The organism is Acuticoccus mangrovi (genome assembly GCF_016411865.1).
In the GTDB taxonomy this organism is placed as follows: Bacteria; Pseudomonadota; Alphaproteobacteria; order Rhizobiales; family Amorphaceae; genus Acuticoccus; species Acuticoccus mangrovi.
In genome coordinates this window covers 59,089-74,928 of record NZ_JAEKJA010000015.1, presented here as the reverse complement: position 1 = coordinate 74,928, position 15,840 = coordinate 59,089, and the positions used below count along the sequence as shown (strand labels likewise).

Below are 15,840 nucleotides of genomic sequence, written 5' to 3'. Positions count from 1 at the left end.
GCTCACGCCATAGCGGCCCACGAACGCTCGAGAGTGCCCATGGACGCCCGCGTCAACCGCCCCAACGATCTCGCCAGCTTCTGGATGCCCTATACGGCGAACCGCGCCTTCAAGGCATCGCCACGCCTGTGCGTGTCGGCCAAGGACATGCACTACGTCACCGACGACGGCCGCCGTATCCTCGATGGGACGGCAGGCCTTTGGTGCGTCAACGCCGGCCACGCCCGACCGAAGATCGTGGAGGCGGTGCAGCGGCAGGTCGCCGAGCTCGATTTCGCGCCCACCTTCCAGTACGGCCACCCGGCGGCCTTCACGCTCGCCGCTCGCCTCGCGCAGCTCTTCCCGGCCGGGCTCGACCACGTGTTCTTCACCAACTCCGGCTCGGAGGCGGCCGACAGCGCGATGAAGATCGCGCTCGCCTACCACCGCGCCCGCGGCGAGGGTCAGCGCATCCGCTTCATCGGGCGCGAGCGCAGCTATCACGGCTCCGGCTTCGGCGGCATGGCGGTCGGCGGCATCGCCAAGAACCGTCTCGCCTTCGGTGCGCAGGTGCAGCCCGTCGCCCACATGCGCCACACCCACCTGCCCGAGAACGCCTTCTCGCGCGGCTGCCCGGCGCACGGCAAGGAGCTCGCCGACGATCTGGAGCGCCTCATCGCGCTTCACGACGCCTCCACCATCGCGGCGGTGATCGTGGAGCCGATGGCGGGCTCGACCGGCGTGCTCCTGCCGCCCGAGGGCTACCTCGCGCGGCTGCGCGAGATCGCCGACAAGTACGGCATCCTCCTGATCTTCGACGAGGTGATCACCGCCTTCGGCCGTCTCGGCACGGCGACGGCGGCCGACTATTTCGGCGTGACGCCCGACATCATGACCCTCGCCAAGGGCCTCACCAACGCGGTGGTGCCGATGGGCGCGGCGGTGGCCTCCCACGCGATCTACGAGACGGTGCTCGAGAATGCCGATGTCGGCATCGAGTTCTTCCACGGCTACACCTATTCGGGTCACCCGCTCGCCTGCGCCGCGGCCCTTGCGACGCTCGACGTCTACGCCGAGGAGGATCTTTTCGCCCGCGCCGCCTCGCTCGCCCCGCTCTGGGAGGAGCGCATCCATCGCCTGCGCGACCGTCGCAACGTGATCGACATCCGCAATCTCGGTCTCGTCGGCGCCATCGAGCTCGCGCCGCGCGACGGGGCTCCGGGCGCCCGCGGCTACGAGGTGATCGAGCGCGCCTTCGAGGCCGAGCTGATGGTGCGCGTCACCGGCGACATCATCGCCCTGTCGCCGCCGCTCATCGTCTCGGAGGAGGAGATCGAGACCATGTTCTCGACGCTCGAGACGGTCATCGACGCCATCGAATAGCGCCCCCGGGCGGGCGCCCCACCGCCCGCCCCTTGCCGCAGGCCGCTGCCGAAGACGGGGATCGGTCCGCCCGAACGGCGTTGGTGTCGTCCTGTCGCAGACGTCATCGCTCGTCCGTCGCCGTGGTGTCGCCGGCTGCGACGGGTGGGGAGGAGGGCGTCATTTTGGCGGCGAGCGTGCGGATGCGGTCTCGGTCCTCGGCGTGGAGGGGGTTATAGACGAGCATCGCGAGGTCGGCCCGGCCGTCGACGGCGAAGGCCGAATATTCGAGCGCGAGCTCGCCGAGCACGGGGTGGCGCAGGCGCTTCACGCCCTCGCCGAAGCCGCGCACGTCGTGCTCGCGCCACATCGCGGCGAATTCGGGGCTCTCCCGGCAGAGCTCCTCGGCGAGCGCCTCCATGGCCGACACCGCGCCCGCCCGCGCCGAGTCCGCCCGGAAGACGGCCACCACGAACCGCGCGACGCTCTCCCAATCGGGGTTCGCCGCCCGCACTTGCGGGCTCGTGAACATCAGCCGCAGCACGTTGCGCTCCTTGGGGGGCAGGGCGTCGTAGTCGGTCAGAACGGCGGCCGCGGCACGGTTCCAGGCGAGGATGTCCCACGTCGCCGTCTTGACGATCGCCGGGCAGGCATCGAGCGTGTCGAGCACCCGCTGAAGCCGAGGTGTGATGCCCGCCGGGGACTGGTGGCGGATCTCCGGCACGCGGCCGAGACCCAGGATGAAGACGTGCTCGCGCTCGACCTCGGTCAGCATCAGGGCGCGGGCGATCCGATCGAGCACGTCCGCCGAGGGGGCGCCGCCGCGCCCCTGCTCCAGCCAGGTGTACCAGGTGGCGCTGATGTTGGCGCGCTGCGCCACCTCCTCCCGCCGCAGACCCGGCGTGCGCCGCCGCGCGGCGGGAAAGCCCAACGCCATCGGATCGAGCCGGAGGCGGCGGTCCCTCAGATAGGCGCCGAGCGAGGCGCTGTCGGACGAGGCGTTGGAGGGGACGTTGGACGGGGCGGCCATCCTGTTGGCTCCTATACTAGGATAATCTCACGACTTTAACATGATAGGACATGCACCGAAGTGGTTCGCCAGACCAATGGAGAACTGCACGATGCATGTGTTCGTAACCGGGGCGACGGGGTGGGTCGGCACGGTCGTCGTCGGCGAGCTGCTCGGCGCCGGCCATCGCGTGAGCGGGCTGGCGCGCTCGCCGGAGAAAGCCGCCGCCCTCGCCGAGAAGGGCGCCACCGTCGTCTCCGGCACCCTCGGCGACCTCGACCTTCTGCACCGCTCCGCGGCTGCCGCCGACGCGGTGATCCACACCGCCTTCAACCACGACTTCACGAAATTCGCGGCGAACTGCGAGGAGGATCGGCGTGCGATCGAGGCGATGGGGGCGGCGCTCGAAGGCTCCGACAAGCCGCTGCTCGTGACGTCCGGATTGGCGATGATCGCGCCGGGCCGCGTGGTGAGCGAAGAGGATCCGGTGCGGGTCGACCCGGCCCATCCGCGTCGGTCGGAGCCGACGGCGCAAGCTCTCGCCGAGCGCGGCGTGCGCGCCGCGACGATGCGCCTCGCGCCCTCGGTCCACGGCGTCGGCGACCACGGCTTCGTGCCGATCCTCATCCGCATGGCCCGCGAGACGGGGGTATCCGCCTATATCGGCGAGGGGCTGAACCGCTGGCCCGCAGTCCACCGCAACGATGCCGGGCGGCTTTATCGTCTCGCCCTCGAGGCCGGGCTTCCGGCCGCCGTCTATCACGCCGTCGCCGAGGAGGGGATCGCCTTCAAGGAGATCGCCGCCGTCATCGGCAAGCGGCTCGGCGTGCCGGTGGAATCGCGTCCGGCGGAGCATTTCGGTTGGTTCGCCGACTTCGCCGGTGCCGATATGCCCGCGTCGAGCGCCTTGACGCGGGAGCGCGTCGGTTTCGCGCCGACCGAGCCGGGCCTGTTGAGCGACCTCGATCAGCCGGCCTACTTCGCCTGAGGCGGTCGGGGCCTCCTGGGCGCTGGGCCGGGACGCCGGGCCGGGGCGCCGGGCCCTCAGCCCGTCTCGCCGAAGGCGAGGAGGGCGTCGAAGCGGCCGCGCGTGTCGGCGGGGAAGCCGAGGCCGCGGATGAAGGCGCGCTGCCGTTCGATGAGGGCGGCGTCCTCGGCGGCGTCGGCGAAGGCGAGCCAGTCGGCCGCCGTCGTCACGCGCGGAAGCGTGCCGTAGAGGCTGTCGTCGACGATGTGGTCGGCGTCGCGCCAGACGGCGACCGGCACGTCGTAGCGCATCAGGTCGAGGAGCACGGTGGAGGGGGCGGAGATGGCGGCCTGATAGAGGCCGAGATCGGCCGTCTCAACCGGCCGACCATCGAGCTTCACGCCCGGCGGGGGTGCGATCTCCCCCTTGGCGAAGGGTCCTGCCGGGTGCGGCCGCACGGTGACGGGACGGTGCCGCGCCACCTCCGTCAGCGCATCGAGGAAGGCCGCCCGCGGCGCCCCCGCAAGGCGCACGGACTGAAGATTTTCGCACACTAGCAGCCCGCCGGTGCGGCTGTGGGAGGGGGCGGAGGCGCCCGCCATCAGAGCGTCGAGCCAGTCCGCGGGACCCTCGTCGAGAAAGAGGGTGGAGCCCGTCGTCATGAATTTGCCGCGGTCGGCGGCGGGGACGTCCGGCATTCGCTCGGCGGCGAACCAGCCGCAGACGATGTCGGCGGCGAAGCCCGCGTCGGCGCGGCCGAGATCGTGCGCCCGGTTGTGCAGGAAGCCGATGCACTCGTAGCCGTGCTGCAGGGTCGCCGAGACGAAGCGGGACGGCAGCGCCGCCGCCAGCGCGTGGGTCGGGCGGTGGTGGATCGAGCGCGACTCCGAGGCGAGGATCACGAGGCCGCGGCGCCCGTTGAGCGCCATGAGGGCGTCGGTCGTGTGGTCGAAGGCGTGGACCGGCGCCTCGCCCACGAGGGCGGCCACCCGCGCCGCCGCACTCGGCTGCTCGGCGAGGCGGTCGGCGACCAGGAAGGCGACGTCGCGCCCCGCCGCGCGGCGCACGAGCGGGGCGAGCACGGCGACGTCCTGGATCAGCGAGACCACGAAGGTGAGGCTCATGGCGCGAGAATTTCTTCGTGCGCCACGAAGAGGGTGTGGTTGGGAAGGAGCCGTCGCGCGGTCGCTTCGAGCGTCGCGAGGCGGGCGCGCATGCGCACGAGGTCGATCACCCCGTGGCCGCTGAGCGGGGGGAGCGGCGCGCCCGATCCCTGCCAGCTGCCGGCAAGGCGCTCCGCCACCCCGTCGGCGACCGTGATGGTGGCGCCGACGCGGATGTCGGCGGAGAGCCCGTCGGCCGCCGACACGGTGAGGGCGCCGCTCGCGCCAAGCAGCGCCGGTTGCTCCAGCCGGTCGCCGAGGACGACGGCGTGGGGCGGCCGCGGCTCCGGCTCGATGTCCGAGAAGAGGTCGACGAGGCGCGCCGCCGCCGTCCGCGGGCTCGCGACGCGCGCGAGCGCATCGGCGAGCCGCGGAACCCGGCCGGGCCGCAGCCTGAGGACGCCCGCCGCCGCATCGAGGCGCAGGCACGCGAGGTCGCGGTAGAGGAAGGGGGCGAGCGGGCGGTAGAGCGGCGCTCCGAGGGAGAGCACCTGGGTGCCTGCCGCAAGCGCCGTCACCGCGCGGTTGAGCGACTTCGCCGTGGAGAAGGCGCCGGCGTTGACCGGCAGCACCGCGACGTCGGCCTCGGCGAGGGCCGCCGCCTCGGCGGCCTCGCTCCAGCTGCGCCACGTCACGTCGACGGGGGCGGCGGCGAGGGCGGCGAGCGTCGCCTCGCTCGCCCCGTGCGGGTTGGTGAGGATCGTCAGGTGGTGCCGTCCGCCGTCGGCCTCGCTCGCTTCGCCGGAGAGGGCGTGGGCGAAGGCGGCGAGATCGCCGAGCCCCGCCGCGAAATAGGGATTGGCGGCGATGCCGAACCAGAGGAGGTTGAGCTGCCCGGGGACGAGGCGGGCCGCCTTCTCGGCGAGACGGGCGGCAAGACCGTCGGGATCGAGGGTGGGGGCGGGGTCGTCGATCACCGTCGCGGGAACGACGAGGCGGGGGTCGAGGCGGGCCTTCATCGCCGGCGTCGACACCGCGACGCGGTGGACCGCCCGGCTCATGTCGGCGAACCAGCGATGGAAGCGCTGCAGCCGCACGTCGCCGCGCTCGCTGAAATAGTCGTCGAACACGTCGAGGGCGACGCGCTTGCCGGCGGCGGCGAGGCCGTAGGCGATGGCGGGCGCGGCCATCTGATAGGTCTTGGAGAAGAGGTAGGCGTCGGCGGTGCGATCGATCCGGTCGATAGGGACGAGCTCGATCGTCACGCCCTCCGCCGCGGCCTCGATCATCCGCCGATAGCGGATGCGGGCGCCGGCCGATTCGGCGAAGGCGGCCGACGGGGTGACGATCGCGATCCGCATCAGAGAAGGCGACGCACGAGGGTGACGGGCCGCGGCGGCGCCTCGAAGGCGGGCGGCAGCGGCGGCCGGGCGAGGGCGCCACGATCGAACACGCTGAACCAGGTCGTGGCGGCGTGGTCGAGCCCCGCGGCCGACGCGCGCGCCATGAGATGGGCGAGGGCGGCGGGATCGGCGATACTCTCGGCCCCGTGAGCGGCGAGGGCGCCTGCTGCTACCATCACCGCCTCGGGGGCGTTGGCGGCGACGAGATAGGTCTCGCGGGCAAGGAGCGCCGCCGCGGCCGGCACGCGCCCCACCGCGGGACGCCACGGGGCGTCGACGGCGGCGTGGGTCGGGAAGAGGCCGGCGCTGCGCACCCGATCGTAGGCGGTGACGTCGCCCTCCGCGGGCTCGCGCAGGATCATCGGGCCGGCCGTCGCGATCCCCGGCACGGCGACCATCGCGGCGAGGGCGGCGACGACGCGTGGATCGTGGAGGAGCATCGCCCGATCGAGGAAGAGCACCGGCCGCCCCTCCGCCGCGAGCGCGCTCAGCGGCCGCAAGTCGCCGGTGAGGTCGACGGGCGAGATCGCGAGCGGCGCGAGCGATTCGCGAAGCGGCCCGTCGGCGCCGCCTCCGCCCGGCAGGATCGCGACGATGGGCATCGCCGTCGCGTCGGCGCCGGGGAAGGAGGCGGCGGCGAGGGGAAAGAGGAGCGGGTCGAGCCCCTCGTCGGCGATGTGGCGCCGGTGGATCGCGGCGGGCGCGCTCGCCCCGGCGTCCTCCCGCGGCGGCGGCGCCCGGTCGGGCGTCGTAGCGGCGAGCGCCGGGCTCGTGCGGCGCCGCACCAGCCAGGTCGCGCCGCCGGGCGCGGGGTCGACCTCGAGGACGCCCGCCGCGGGGCCGGCGAGGGCGGCAAGGGTCGGCAGCGCGTCGGCGGCGAGGCTGAGGGTGGCGGCGGCGGGCTCGGCGACGCACTCGGCGTGGTCGGCGACGAAGCGGGCGAGCGCCGGGTCGGCCATCGGCTCGGTGCCGAGCCGCGCCGGCGCGACGTGGAGGGTGCGGCGCGGATGGGGCAGCGCCAGGCGGGCGGCGAGCTCGGCGGCGCGGGCGGGTAGGCCCGCCGCATCCCCGGCGGTGGCGAGCGCCTCGGCCGCGTGCAGTCCCCCGCGCAGCAGCGACGGGAACGGCAACAGGTCGATCTCGCCCCCCGCGGCCGTGTCGAGAAGAAGGAGAGCCGGCGCATAGGGGGAGGCGAGGGCGAGGGTGAGGATCGCTTCCGCCTCGCCATCTCCGGCCGCAGCGTCGGCGATGTGGAGCGTGCCGTCGGCCTGAACGAGCCGCGCGCCGCTGACCCCGCCGCGGGTGCGCAGCCGCAGGCTCCGCGCGTCGGCGAGCCACATGTCGGCGATCAGCGTGCCGAGGCTCGCCATCGCACCCTCGGCAGGCGCCGGCGCGATGGCGACGGACCGCCCGGCGAAGCTCAGCGCCGCCTCGGGCCGGCGCTCCGGCGCGATGAGCGACAGCCAGCCGGCGACGGGTCCGGTGCGCACGACGAATCCCTTGGCCCCGCCGTCGCCCCCGACGACCGCGTCGACGTCGGGGCGCGCGATGGTGCGCGGGCACTCGCGTATCGGAACGCTTTGCACGGTGAGGTTGATTTCAAATTGTGGCGGCCCGAAGGCCCATCCACGGCATTCACCGCCACATTCGGATTCGACGACGAAGCGCGCCGATTCGGCCGACTTTTTTCCGCGAGTGCGAAGGCCGAACCGGCGCCGCCATATCACAGATGGAGGGCCTTCGCTTCGGCGGTCCAGAGGTCGGCATAGTCGACCGCCTCGCACGATTCGAACCACGGTCCGCCGTTGGTGTAGTGAATCGCCGCAGGAAGCGTTGCCGGCGGCGTGTATTCGCCCACGAGGAAGTTCCACGTCCGGCTCAGTTCGCCAATATCCTCGTCGTCGAGCCATTGAAACCGGTGCAAGAACGCCGGCGTGGCGGTGTTGACGATCTCGGGCGTCAGCGCCTTCACCTTCGGATGCCGGCCATCGAAGACCATGAACGACGACCAATTCTTGCGCGGATATTTCGCCTGCGTGCGGCCATCCATCTTCATCGCCTGGCGCGGCACGTAGTCGTGCTTCACCACGTGCACCGCCTTGCCGGGTTCGAGCGTGTCAAGCACGGTTTCGACCGGCACGGTGAACAAAAAGTCGCAGTCGACGAAGACAGAATAGTCGTCGGAGGCCGCAAGATAGGGTGTTAGGAACCGTGTCAGCGAAAACGCGGTGGCCGCGCCAATGTCCGCGGACCGCGTATAGAGCCCCAGTTCGCGCACGACATCTTGCTTCAGCGGATGCACCGACACCGTTTCCGCCGAATGACGAAGAATTGAGCGGCGGCACACTTGATATGCTGCGTCTTCTCGCGCGTCATAACCAATGAAGATCTTCACAGTTCCTCACGAATTGTCTGGATGTTTAGCATTTGAACAGGTTGCGTGTGTTTCAATCACGAGTCGCCTCAGTTGAGGCGCTTGATACAACTTATGGGCTCGTGACAGGCTTTGGCTTGACGAGTATCATCCGCTCGTTATGACAGCGTAGATTATTTTTTGCGCCCGACGGGCCGGATCGGTGAATGTGTTGCCTCTCGACGGTTATATCGAGGAAATCGACGACGGTGTCGTTCGAGGGTGGGTGTGGGGACCTGCCGATCCGTCCGAACCGCTGATCGTCACCGCAACGCTGGCCGGGGTCGTTCTCGGCGCCGCGCGTGCCGATCTCTATCGCCCCGATCTCGCAACGCACCATAAGCGCGACGGCTTCTGCGGCTTCGAGCTCGTGCTGTCGCGCTCCGCGCTGGTGATGGCGCGCTTCAAGATGCGCCAGCTCGGCCCCGCGCGGTGCGAGCTCGAGTTCTCCGTGCAGCGGCTGAAGGATGGGCGCCTCGGTCCGCGCGAGCACTGGACGAGCCTCGACCGCTCCCACAGCGCCCGCATTTACGCGCCGGCCACGCTGCGCGCGAGCCGCGGCCTGTGTCAGGACGTGCGCACGGTGTTCGGAGCGCTCGACCGCCTCGACCAGGACACCATCGCCGGCTGGTGCTTCCACAGCACGCTTGACCACGGCTCCGCCCCTCTCCTCGTCGATCTTCTCGTCGACGACGTGTGGGCCGATACGGCCGTGGCCGCAACCCCCACCTGGACCGAGCGAGTGGGCCAGCGCGTCAGCGGCGCGTCGGGGGCCGCCGAGCAGATGCGCTTCCGCTTCCGCACGCCGCCCTTCCTGCGCGACGGCCATGCCCACCGCGTCGCCGTCGCCGTGAAGGGGAGCGACGGGGCGCTGATTGACGCACCGGCTCTGGTGCGCCTGCCGAGCGAGGCGGCCTCGACCGTCTCGACCTTTCGCATGCCGCCCCTCATCCCGCCCTCGACCCAGATGGCGGGCTGCGCCGACGGCCCGCGCCAGGGCGAATATGAGCGGTGGATCGAGGAGGTCGAGCGGGCCGCCGCCGAGCCGTTCGCGCCGCCGGCCGCGGGCTGGCCGAGCCTCACCGTGCTCATCGAAACGCGCACGCTGAAGGTGTCGGAGCGAGCCGCCCTCGCCGAGACCGAGGCGTCAATCCGCCAGCAGGACGTCGGCGCGCAGATCATCCACTTCGGCCCCGGCCCGGCCGATCACCGGCGCACACTGAAGCAGGCGATCGGCGAGGCGACCGGCGAGATCGTCGCTCTCTGCGCGGCGGGCGACGTGGTGGCCGACGGCGCCCTCGCGACGCTGCTGCGCACCACCGCCGCCGAGCGCGAGGCCGTGCTCTTCTATAGCGACGACGATCTTCTCGACGCCATGGGCACCCGGCGCCGGCCCCGCTTCAAGACCGCCTATTGCCCCGACCGGGCGCTCACCGACGACGTCTTCTCGGGTCTCACCGCGATGCGGGCCGAGGCGGCGCGCGACGCCGTCGCCACCTCGCCGCTGCCGCTCGACACCGCGACCCTCGCGGTGAAGGTCGCTCGGGCCGTCGCGTCGCGGGCGATCTGCCACATCCCCCGCGTCCTCGCCCATCGCGCGATGGGCCAGCCGCCGCGCGCCAAGTGGCAGAGCGCGTTCGTCTCCGCCCTGCTGCAGGGCGAGGCCGCTGCTCGCGGCGTCGCCGCGCCCCTCGTGATCGACGAGGAGGGCCGGCGGATCCTGTGGCCGCGGCCGGCGACCCCGCTCTCGGTCTCGGTGATCATTCCCACCAAGGACCGGGCCGCTCTCTTCGAGCCGCTGGTGCACTCGCTCCTCGCCGACGCGGGCGACCTCGACATCGAGATCCTGATCGTCAACAACGACAGCCGCGAGGAGGCGACCTTCGCCGCCTTCCGCCGCCTCGTCAGCGATCCGCGGGTGCGGATCCTCTACGTCCCCGATCCGTTCAACTACTCCACCGTGAACAACTTCGCCGTGGCCGAGAGCCGCGGCGACATCATCGTGTTCGCCAACAACGACATCGCCGAGCCGGTCCCGGGCACCCTCGACGAGATGGTGCGTCAGGCGCTGCGGCCGGACATCGGCATTGTCGGGGCACGCCTCTCCTACGCGGACGGGACCAACCAGCACTGCGGCGTGGCGCTCGGGATCGGCGGTGTCGGCTCGCACCTCCTCAAGGGGCACAGCGACCTCGGGCGCGCCGACCACGGGCGCTTCCGCCACGCGCAGACGCTGTCCGCCGTCACGGCGGCGCTGATGGCGATGCGGCGGGAGGTGTTCGAGGCGGTCGGCGGCTTCGACGAGGTGTTGTCGATCGCCTACAACGACGTCGACCTCTGCCTCAGGGTGACGGCGGAGACGGGGTTGCGGGTGCTCTACACGCCCTACGCGGCGGCCTACCATCTGGAGTCCCAGTCGCGCGGCCTCGACCGGACGCCGGCGAAGCGGGCGCGGCTCGCCCGCGAGAAGGCGCTGATGACGTCGCGCTGGAGCGACGTCCTCTTCAGCGATCCCTACCTGAGCCCGAACCACTCGCTGACGAGCCGGGATCTGCGACCGGCCCACCCGCCGCGCGTCGCCGCCGTCGCGCCCCGCTTCACCCGCGAGGCGGCGGAGTAGCCAAACCCCCACAGTCGCGCAGAAGAGCCCGGGCGGCATGCCGCCCGGGCCGATGCGGGAGATCGGGCGACGGCGGCCCGAGCAGAGGCGGGCCGGCGCGTCAGAGCAGGCCGCGCTCGGCGAGGTTGCTCATCAGGGCGCGTACGCCGAAGGTCCACGGCGGGGCCGTCGTCGACAGCGTCACCCGATTGATCAGCGCCCCGAGCGTCGGCGTCGCGATCGCGACGACGTCGCCGTCGTGGTGGGTGAAGCCCTCGCCGGGGCCGTCGCGATCCTCGATCGGGGCGAACATCGTGCCGCAATAGAGCACCACGCCGTCCGGATATTGATGATGCGGCCCCATCATGGCGCCAACCAGCGCCGTGGGCGACCGGCTGATCTGTGACATCGACGAGCCGCCTTCGAGACGGAAGCCGTCGGTGCCTTCGATGGTGAGGGAGATGTCGGCGGCGGCGACGTCGGCGGGGCCGAACGAGCCGTCATAGAGGCGGATGAAGGGGCCGAGGGCGGCGGAGGCGTTGTTGTCCTTGGCCTTGCCGAGGAGGAGGGCGGAGCGGCCCTCCACGTCGCGCAGGTTGACGTCGTTGCCGAGCGTTGCGCCGATGATGGTGCCGTCGGAGCGCACCACCACGACCACTTCCGGCTCTGGATTGTTCCAGCGCGACACGGGGTGGAGGCCGACGAAGGCGCCATGGCCGACGGCGCTCATCGGCTGAGCCTTGGAGAAGATCTCCGCGTCCGGTCCGATGCCGACCTCCAGATATTGCGACCACACGCCCCGCGCCTGGAGCACGCCCTTGAGCTCCATCGCCTCCTCGGAGCCCGGTGTGAGCTTGGACAGATCGGTGCCGATCACCCCGGCGATCTCCTCCCGTAGCGCGGCGGCGCGCGAGGGATCGCCGCGCGCCTGCTCCTCGATGACGCGCTCCAGAAGGCTCGTCACGAACGTCACGCCGGACGCCTTCACCGCCTGAAGGTCGATCGGGGCGAGCGGATAGGGCTTGTCCCGGTCGCGGGTCGCCTCGTCGGCGTTGGAGAGGATGTCGGCGACGCTGCCGATCGCCTCGCCCTCGGCCGCGGCGACGACGGCGGCGGGGTCGGCCGCCTCGGTCACGTCGCGCACCGTCGGGTGGTCGCGGCTCGTCATGTCGATCACGTCGCCGTCCCGCACGGTCACCACCGCCGGGCCGATGCCGGGGCGCCAGACCCGTCCCAGAAGCCGCGCTCCCGCGTCCTCGGGCAGCGCATTCGTCATATCCATCCCTGATGTCCTTTTTTCTTTCTGGTGACCGCCTGGCGGCCGAACGGCCCGGCCCGACGCTCGGCTGATGGGCGGGTGGGTGATCGCCGGCCCGGACGCCTCAGGACGACCGCCCGGTGCCGGCATCGCTATCGGCGTCGATGCTTCGGTTGGCGGCAGCGTCGACGTCGGGGTCGAGGAGGCGGGAGACGAACGCGTCGCCCCGGCCGTGGTCGACGTGTGCCGAGAACGTCGCATGGAGGGCGTCGGCGATGGGGGAGGGGGCGCCGTCCATCTCCTGTGCGAGGGCGGCGTAGTAGCGCACGTCCTTCTCGGCGTTGCGGACGGTGAAGGGGAGGCCGTCGAAGTTGCCGTCGAGGGCGGGGGTCACGATGCGCTCCAGCGTGCCGGAGCGGGCCGCGCCGGTGAGCATCACGTCGTGGAGGCCGTGCCAGTCGACCCCGGCGCGGTGGGCCCGCCCGTAGGCCTCGGCGAGGAGGGCGATCGTGCCCTGGGTGACGAAGTTGTTGATGAGCTTCGCGGTGTGGCCGGTGCCGACGGCGCCGAAGTGGCGCACCTTGGCCGACCAGGCGTCCGCGAGCGCGCGCGCCCGCGGCGCGTCGTCCTCGCCCGCCCCGAGGAGCGTCGCGAGGCGCCCGGCCATCGCGTCGTCTGGTCCGCCGGTGACGGGCGCGTCGACGAAGCGCACGCCCCGATCGGCGAGGGCCTCGGCGAGGCGCCGCGAGGTCGCGGGCTGCGACGTCGAGATGTCGAGGATCATCTGGCCGGGCCGCAGTCCCGCGCCGAGCCCCGCCACGACGGCCTCGACGGCGGGGGCGTCGGTCACGCAGATCGCGACGGCGTCGACTGTGGCGGCGAGCGCCTCGAGCGAGGTCGCCTCCTGCGCCCCGGCGGCGACGAGCCGGTCGACGGCGGCGCGCTTCTGGTGGGCGACGACGGTCAGCCGATGGCCGCGCCGCATGGCGGACGAGGCGATTCCCTCGCCCATGAGCCCGACGCCCACGAACCCGAGATGTTCCACGCCCTGTCCTCCCCGACTTTTTCGCCACCGTAGCGGACCGCACGGTGCGATGCACCTTGCGGCGGCGCGTGAGTGCCACTAGGTTGCCGGCCGCGGGAGAGATGCCGGAGTGGTCGAACGGGGCGGTCTCGAAAACCGTTGAGCGCGCAAGCGTTCCGAGGGTTCGAATCCCTCTCTCTCCGCCACATGGGCCTTCACCGGCCGACCGCGATCGCCAAGAGCCCCTAAATCCCTGGCGTTTTCCGCTTTCCTCGACGCATCTAGCCGCTTCGTCCGCCACGTAGCCGCACCTCTCCTGTGGGGCAATCTGTGGGGCACAAAGATGCGATCTGTGGGGCAAGCATGGCCAGATTGACGGTCGCCGAGGTCAAGGCCGTTGCCAAGCCGGGGCGGTACGCCGACGGCGGTGGGCTCTATCTTCGCGTTCGCACCTGCGGCGCGAAGCAGTGGGTCCATCTCTAAAGCCTCAACAAACGTCGGCGCGAGATGGTGCTCGGGACATTTCCGACGCTGTCGCTCGCGGAGGCGCGCCGCGCGGCGGACGTGGCGAGGGCCAAGGTTCGCGATGGCGTCGACCCGATCGATGAGCGCCATGCTGCCTCACAGCCCAAGGTCTCGTCCCCGACATTCGGAGCCGCAGCCGACGCCTTCATCGAGGCCATGGGAGCGTCGTGGCGCAACCCGAAACACCGAGCCCAGTGGGGCGCGACGCTTGCGACGCATGCTGCCGCACTCACCGACAAACCGGTCAACGAGGTTGATGGAGAAGCCGTGCTGTCCTGCCTCACCCCGATCTGGCAGGCCAAACCGGAAACGGCGACCCGTTTGCGAGGGCGCATAGAGCGGGTGCTCGACTATGCCGCGACGCGCGGATGGCGGGCCGGGGACAACCCGGCCCGATGGCGTGGCCGCCTGTCCATGGTGCTGCCCAAGCCGGTGAAGCTATCGAGAGGGCATCACGCTTCGATACCCTGGCAAGACGTGCCGGGCTTCGTCGCCCACCTCGGTAGCGTCAATGGCAGCGCAGCGCGGGCGCTCACATTTCTGATCCTCACTGCCGCTCGCTCGGGCGAGGTTCGGAAGATGACGTGGGACGAGATTGACTTTGACGACGCCGTTTGGACCGTCCCAGCCGAGCGCATGAAGGCAACTCGACCTCACCGCGTGCCGCTCACCGCGCCGGCACTGGCGGTTCTAAAGGGGCAAGAAAAGTTCTCCATCCCCTTTCCCGGCGCACGACTGACGAACCCTCTCAGTGACATGGCTTTAACCCAGCTCGTGCGGCGTCGATGTGGGGACGAGCGAAAGTTTACTGTCCACGGCTTCCGCTCGTCCTTCCGCGATTGGGCGGGGGACGATGCCGAACAGCGTCGAGGACGTGCACGCCCGCGTGGAGGACCTCAGCAAGCGCCACGACCACCTCTCGCGCCGCGTCGACGAGGTCGACCGCAAGGTGACGACGGTGGTGGACACGCTGCAGAGCTACACCGAGGAGCGCTCGCGGCAGATCAAGCAAGAGGAGAGGCTGAGGAAGGCGGAGTATCAGCAGTGCGCCGAGGATCAGGCGCGCAAGAAGGTGTGGTGGGTGTGGGCGCGCCTCGGGTTCGTGCTCCTCACCCTCTCCGGCGGTGGCGCGGTGACGGCGATGTGGACCACCTCCAACAGCTTCGTGCGGGCGCTGGAGAAAATCGAGACCAACGGCGAGCGCATCAAGGCCGTCACCGCCGAGAACGCCCGCCAGGACGACCGCCTCGACGACCTCGTCCCCGCCGTCTCCTCCATCGAGGTGCAGGTCCGCTCCACCGACCAGCGCACCCAGAGGATCGAGGCCCAGCAGGATGCACAGGGGCGGTAGGGGGGCGCTGCACGGCGCATCGTGCTCTCGTCCGGGCTCCGCGCTCGCGACGTCCTGACCGTCGCGGAGTGGGATCGAGCGACCCGCTCCATGATGGACGGCACCCAGCTCATGCAGCGCAGTGCCGAGCGCGGCGCAGCCATTAAGGTATCGGGAATCGAATTATTCGGAGCCTTGCGGGCCGCTCTGGCGGTAAAGTCGCCTGCCGAGCTCTTCGGAACGTCGTGCCGTTAAATACTCCCCCGGAACGCGTTGTCAGCTCCAACAATCGTACTCCCCTAAGACGAAGTCCACATCGCCTAATTTTAGAACAGAAAATTCCGCAAGATGAAGGTCTCTCGATGCGTGCCCGGCCGGCTTTCCCAACCTTCTGCTCAATTTCTCGGCCTCGTCTTCAAAACCACGCAAGAGAGCCTTAATTTTCGGCACACTCTCGGTCTTGACGACGCCTAAGCTGAGCGCTCGGCGCGACGCGGAGGCGCACTTCAGCGCTCGCTGGTAATCCTCCTCGGTCGAGCCCGAAAATACCCAGACGAGAAGAACAAGAACGGGAGTAGCAATCCCCACAGCGATCAATAGTTTTTTCATGATCCACCTAACAACTCCTAGTTTTGCTCTTTCCTTGGCGGGAGCGCGGACCCATATCCGGGGAAATACGTCATCCGTTTCGATATTGGCGAGATAGCGTTCGTAGCTCGACAGCAGATGACCGGTAAGGGTGGTCTCAAACCTCCCTTCTCGGGTTATTCTCGCTAGTGGATAGTTCAGATGAAAAGAGTCCCGATGCGCGATTCCCCTGAGCTGGGTTCGGGGCAACCTGGCCGCGATCCGGGGGCGTGTGCTTCGG

General features: G+C 70.5%; 12 protein-coding genes, 1 tRNA gene and 1 pseudogene. 6 read left to right on the top strand and 8 right to left on the bottom strand.

Annotation, left to right across the window (positions count from 1 at the left end):
- Positions 1–39: 39 nt before the first annotated feature.
- Complete coding sequence (locus tag JCR33_RS16860; protein ID WP_198883286.1) at positions 40–1,362, top strand: aspartate aminotransferase family protein; 1,323 nt, start codon at positions 40–42, stop codon at positions 1,360–1,362.
- Positions 1,363–1,465: 103 nt separating this feature from the next.
- Here the strand turns inward: JCR33_RS16860 and JCR33_RS16855 are convergent, their stop codons facing one another.
- Positions 1,466–2,371, bottom strand: a complete 906-nt coding sequence (locus JCR33_RS16855) for a helix-turn-helix transcriptional regulator (RefSeq protein ID WP_198883285.1) — start codon at positions 2,369–2,371, stop codon at positions 1,466–1,468.
- Positions 2,372–2,462: 91 nt separating this feature from the next.
- On the opposite strand from JCR33_RS16855, the gene JCR33_RS16850 reads away from it, so the two are divergent.
- A complete protein-coding gene (locus JCR33_RS16850) occupies positions 2,463–3,338 on the top strand; it encodes an SDR family oxidoreductase (RefSeq protein WP_198883284.1) in 876 nt (291 codons plus the stop codon).
- A gap of 56 nt (positions 3,339–3,394) precedes the next feature.
- Here JCR33_RS16850 and JCR33_RS16845 read toward each other — a convergent pair whose 3' ends face one another.
- The 4 genes from JCR33_RS16845 to JCR33_RS16830 all read right to left on the bottom strand — a co-directional run bounded on the left by JCR33_RS16845 (position 3,395) and on the right by JCR33_RS16830 (position 8,218).
- Entirely contained in the window at positions 3,395–4,441 is a 1,047-nt protein-coding gene (locus tag JCR33_RS16845; protein ID WP_198883283.1) for a hypothetical protein, read from the bottom strand.
- On the bottom strand, positions 4,438–5,781 hold the full coding sequence (locus JCR33_RS16840; RefSeq protein WP_198883282.1) for a hypothetical protein: 1,344 nt from the start codon (positions 5,779–5,781) through the stop codon (positions 4,438–4,440). The genes JCR33_RS16845 and JCR33_RS16840 overlap by 4 nt, the downstream gene beginning before the upstream one ends.
- Positions 5,781–7,313 carry a hypothetical protein gene (locus tag JCR33_RS16835; protein WP_211110362.1) on the bottom strand — a complete coding sequence of 511 codons (1,533 nt, stop codon included), beginning with the start codon at positions 7,311–7,313 and terminating at the stop codon, positions 5,781–5,783. The genes JCR33_RS16840 and JCR33_RS16835 overlap by 1 nt, the downstream gene beginning before the upstream one ends.
- A gap of 233 nt (positions 7,314–7,546) precedes the next feature.
- Complete coding sequence (locus tag JCR33_RS16830; protein ID WP_198883280.1) at positions 7,547–8,218, bottom strand: hypothetical protein; 672 nt, start codon at positions 8,216–8,218, stop codon at positions 7,547–7,549.
- A 187-nt stretch (positions 8,219–8,405) separates the two neighbouring features.
- Here JCR33_RS16830 and JCR33_RS16825 point away from each other — a divergent pair, with 187 nt between their 5' ends.
- Positions 8,406–10,856 carry a glycosyltransferase family 2 protein gene (locus tag JCR33_RS16825; protein ID WP_198883279.1) on the top strand — a complete coding sequence of 817 codons (2,451 nt, stop codon included), beginning with the start codon at positions 8,406–8,408 and terminating at the stop codon, positions 10,854–10,856.
- Between the two features lie 100 nt (positions 10,857–10,956).
- Here the strand turns inward: JCR33_RS16825 and JCR33_RS16820 are convergent, their stop codons facing one another.
- Positions 10,957–12,111 carry a fumarylacetoacetate hydrolase family protein gene (locus JCR33_RS16820; RefSeq protein ID WP_211110369.1) on the bottom strand — a complete coding sequence of 385 codons (1,155 nt, stop codon included), beginning with the start codon at positions 12,109–12,111 and terminating at the stop codon, positions 10,957–10,959.
- 106 nt (positions 12,112–12,217) lie between these two features.
- On the bottom strand, positions 12,218–13,138 hold the full coding sequence (locus JCR33_RS16815; RefSeq protein ID WP_198883277.1) for an NAD(P)-dependent oxidoreductase: 921 nt from the start codon (positions 13,136–13,138) through the stop codon (positions 12,218–12,220).
- A gap of 95 nt (positions 13,139–13,233) precedes the next feature.
- Here JCR33_RS16815 and JCR33_RS16810 point away from each other — a divergent pair.
- From JCR33_RS16810 to JCR33_RS16800, 3 genes and pseudogenes are all read left to right on the top strand, one after another.
- A tRNA-Ser gene (locus JCR33_RS16810) sits at positions 13,234–13,323 on the top strand.
- A 157-nt stretch (positions 13,324–13,480) separates the two neighbouring features.
- Positions 13,481–14,464, top strand: a pseudogene (locus JCR33_RS25655) (tyrosine-type recombinase/integrase); the annotation flags it as partial.
- A 31-nt stretch (positions 14,465–14,495) separates the two neighbouring features.
- Positions 14,496–14,993: a hypothetical protein gene (locus tag JCR33_RS16800; protein ID WP_198883276.1), complete on the top strand. Its 498-nt coding sequence runs from the start codon at positions 14,496–14,498 to the stop codon at positions 14,991–14,993.
- Between the two features lie 255 nt (positions 14,994–15,248).
- On the opposite strand, the gene JCR33_RS24730 is transcribed toward JCR33_RS16800, so the two are convergent.
- Positions 15,249–15,581 (bottom strand): hypothetical protein, encoded by a 333-nt coding sequence (locus JCR33_RS24730; protein ID WP_211110361.1) that lies wholly within the window; start codon positions 15,579–15,581, stop codon positions 15,249–15,251.
- Positions 15,582–15,840 lie beyond the last annotated feature (259 nt).

Excerpts from the sequence above, each read along its gene's own strand:
- JCR33_RS16860 (WP_198883286.1), top strand. The coding sequence starts at position 40 with ATGGACGCCCGCGTCAACCGCCCCAACGATCTCGCCAGCTTCTGGATG.
- JCR33_RS16855 (WP_198883285.1), bottom strand. The coding sequence starts at position 2,371 with ATGGCCGCCCCGTCCAACGTCCCCTCCAACGCCTCGTCCGACAGCGCC.
- JCR33_RS16820 (WP_211110369.1), bottom strand. The coding sequence starts at position 12,111 with ATGACGAATGCGCTGCCCGAGGACGCGGGAGCGCGGCTTCTGGGACGG.
- JCR33_RS16845 (WP_198883283.1), bottom strand. The coding sequence starts at position 4,441 with ATGAGCCTCACCTTCGTGGTCTCGCTGATCCAGGACGTCGCCGTGCTC.
- JCR33_RS24730 (WP_211110361.1), bottom strand. The coding sequence starts at position 15,581 with ATGAAAAAACTATTGATCGCTGTGGGGATTGCTACTCCCGTTCTTGTT.
- JCR33_RS16850 (WP_198883284.1), top strand. The coding sequence starts at position 2,463 with ATGCATGTGTTCGTAACCGGGGCGACGGGGTGGGTCGGCACGGTCGTC.
- JCR33_RS16840 (WP_198883282.1), bottom strand. The coding sequence starts at position 5,781 with ATGCGGATCGCGATCGTCACCCCGTCGGCCGCCTTCGCCGAATCGGCC.
- JCR33_RS16800 (WP_198883276.1), top strand. The coding sequence starts at position 14,496 with ATGCCGAACAGCGTCGAGGACGTGCACGCCCGCGTGGAGGACCTCAGC.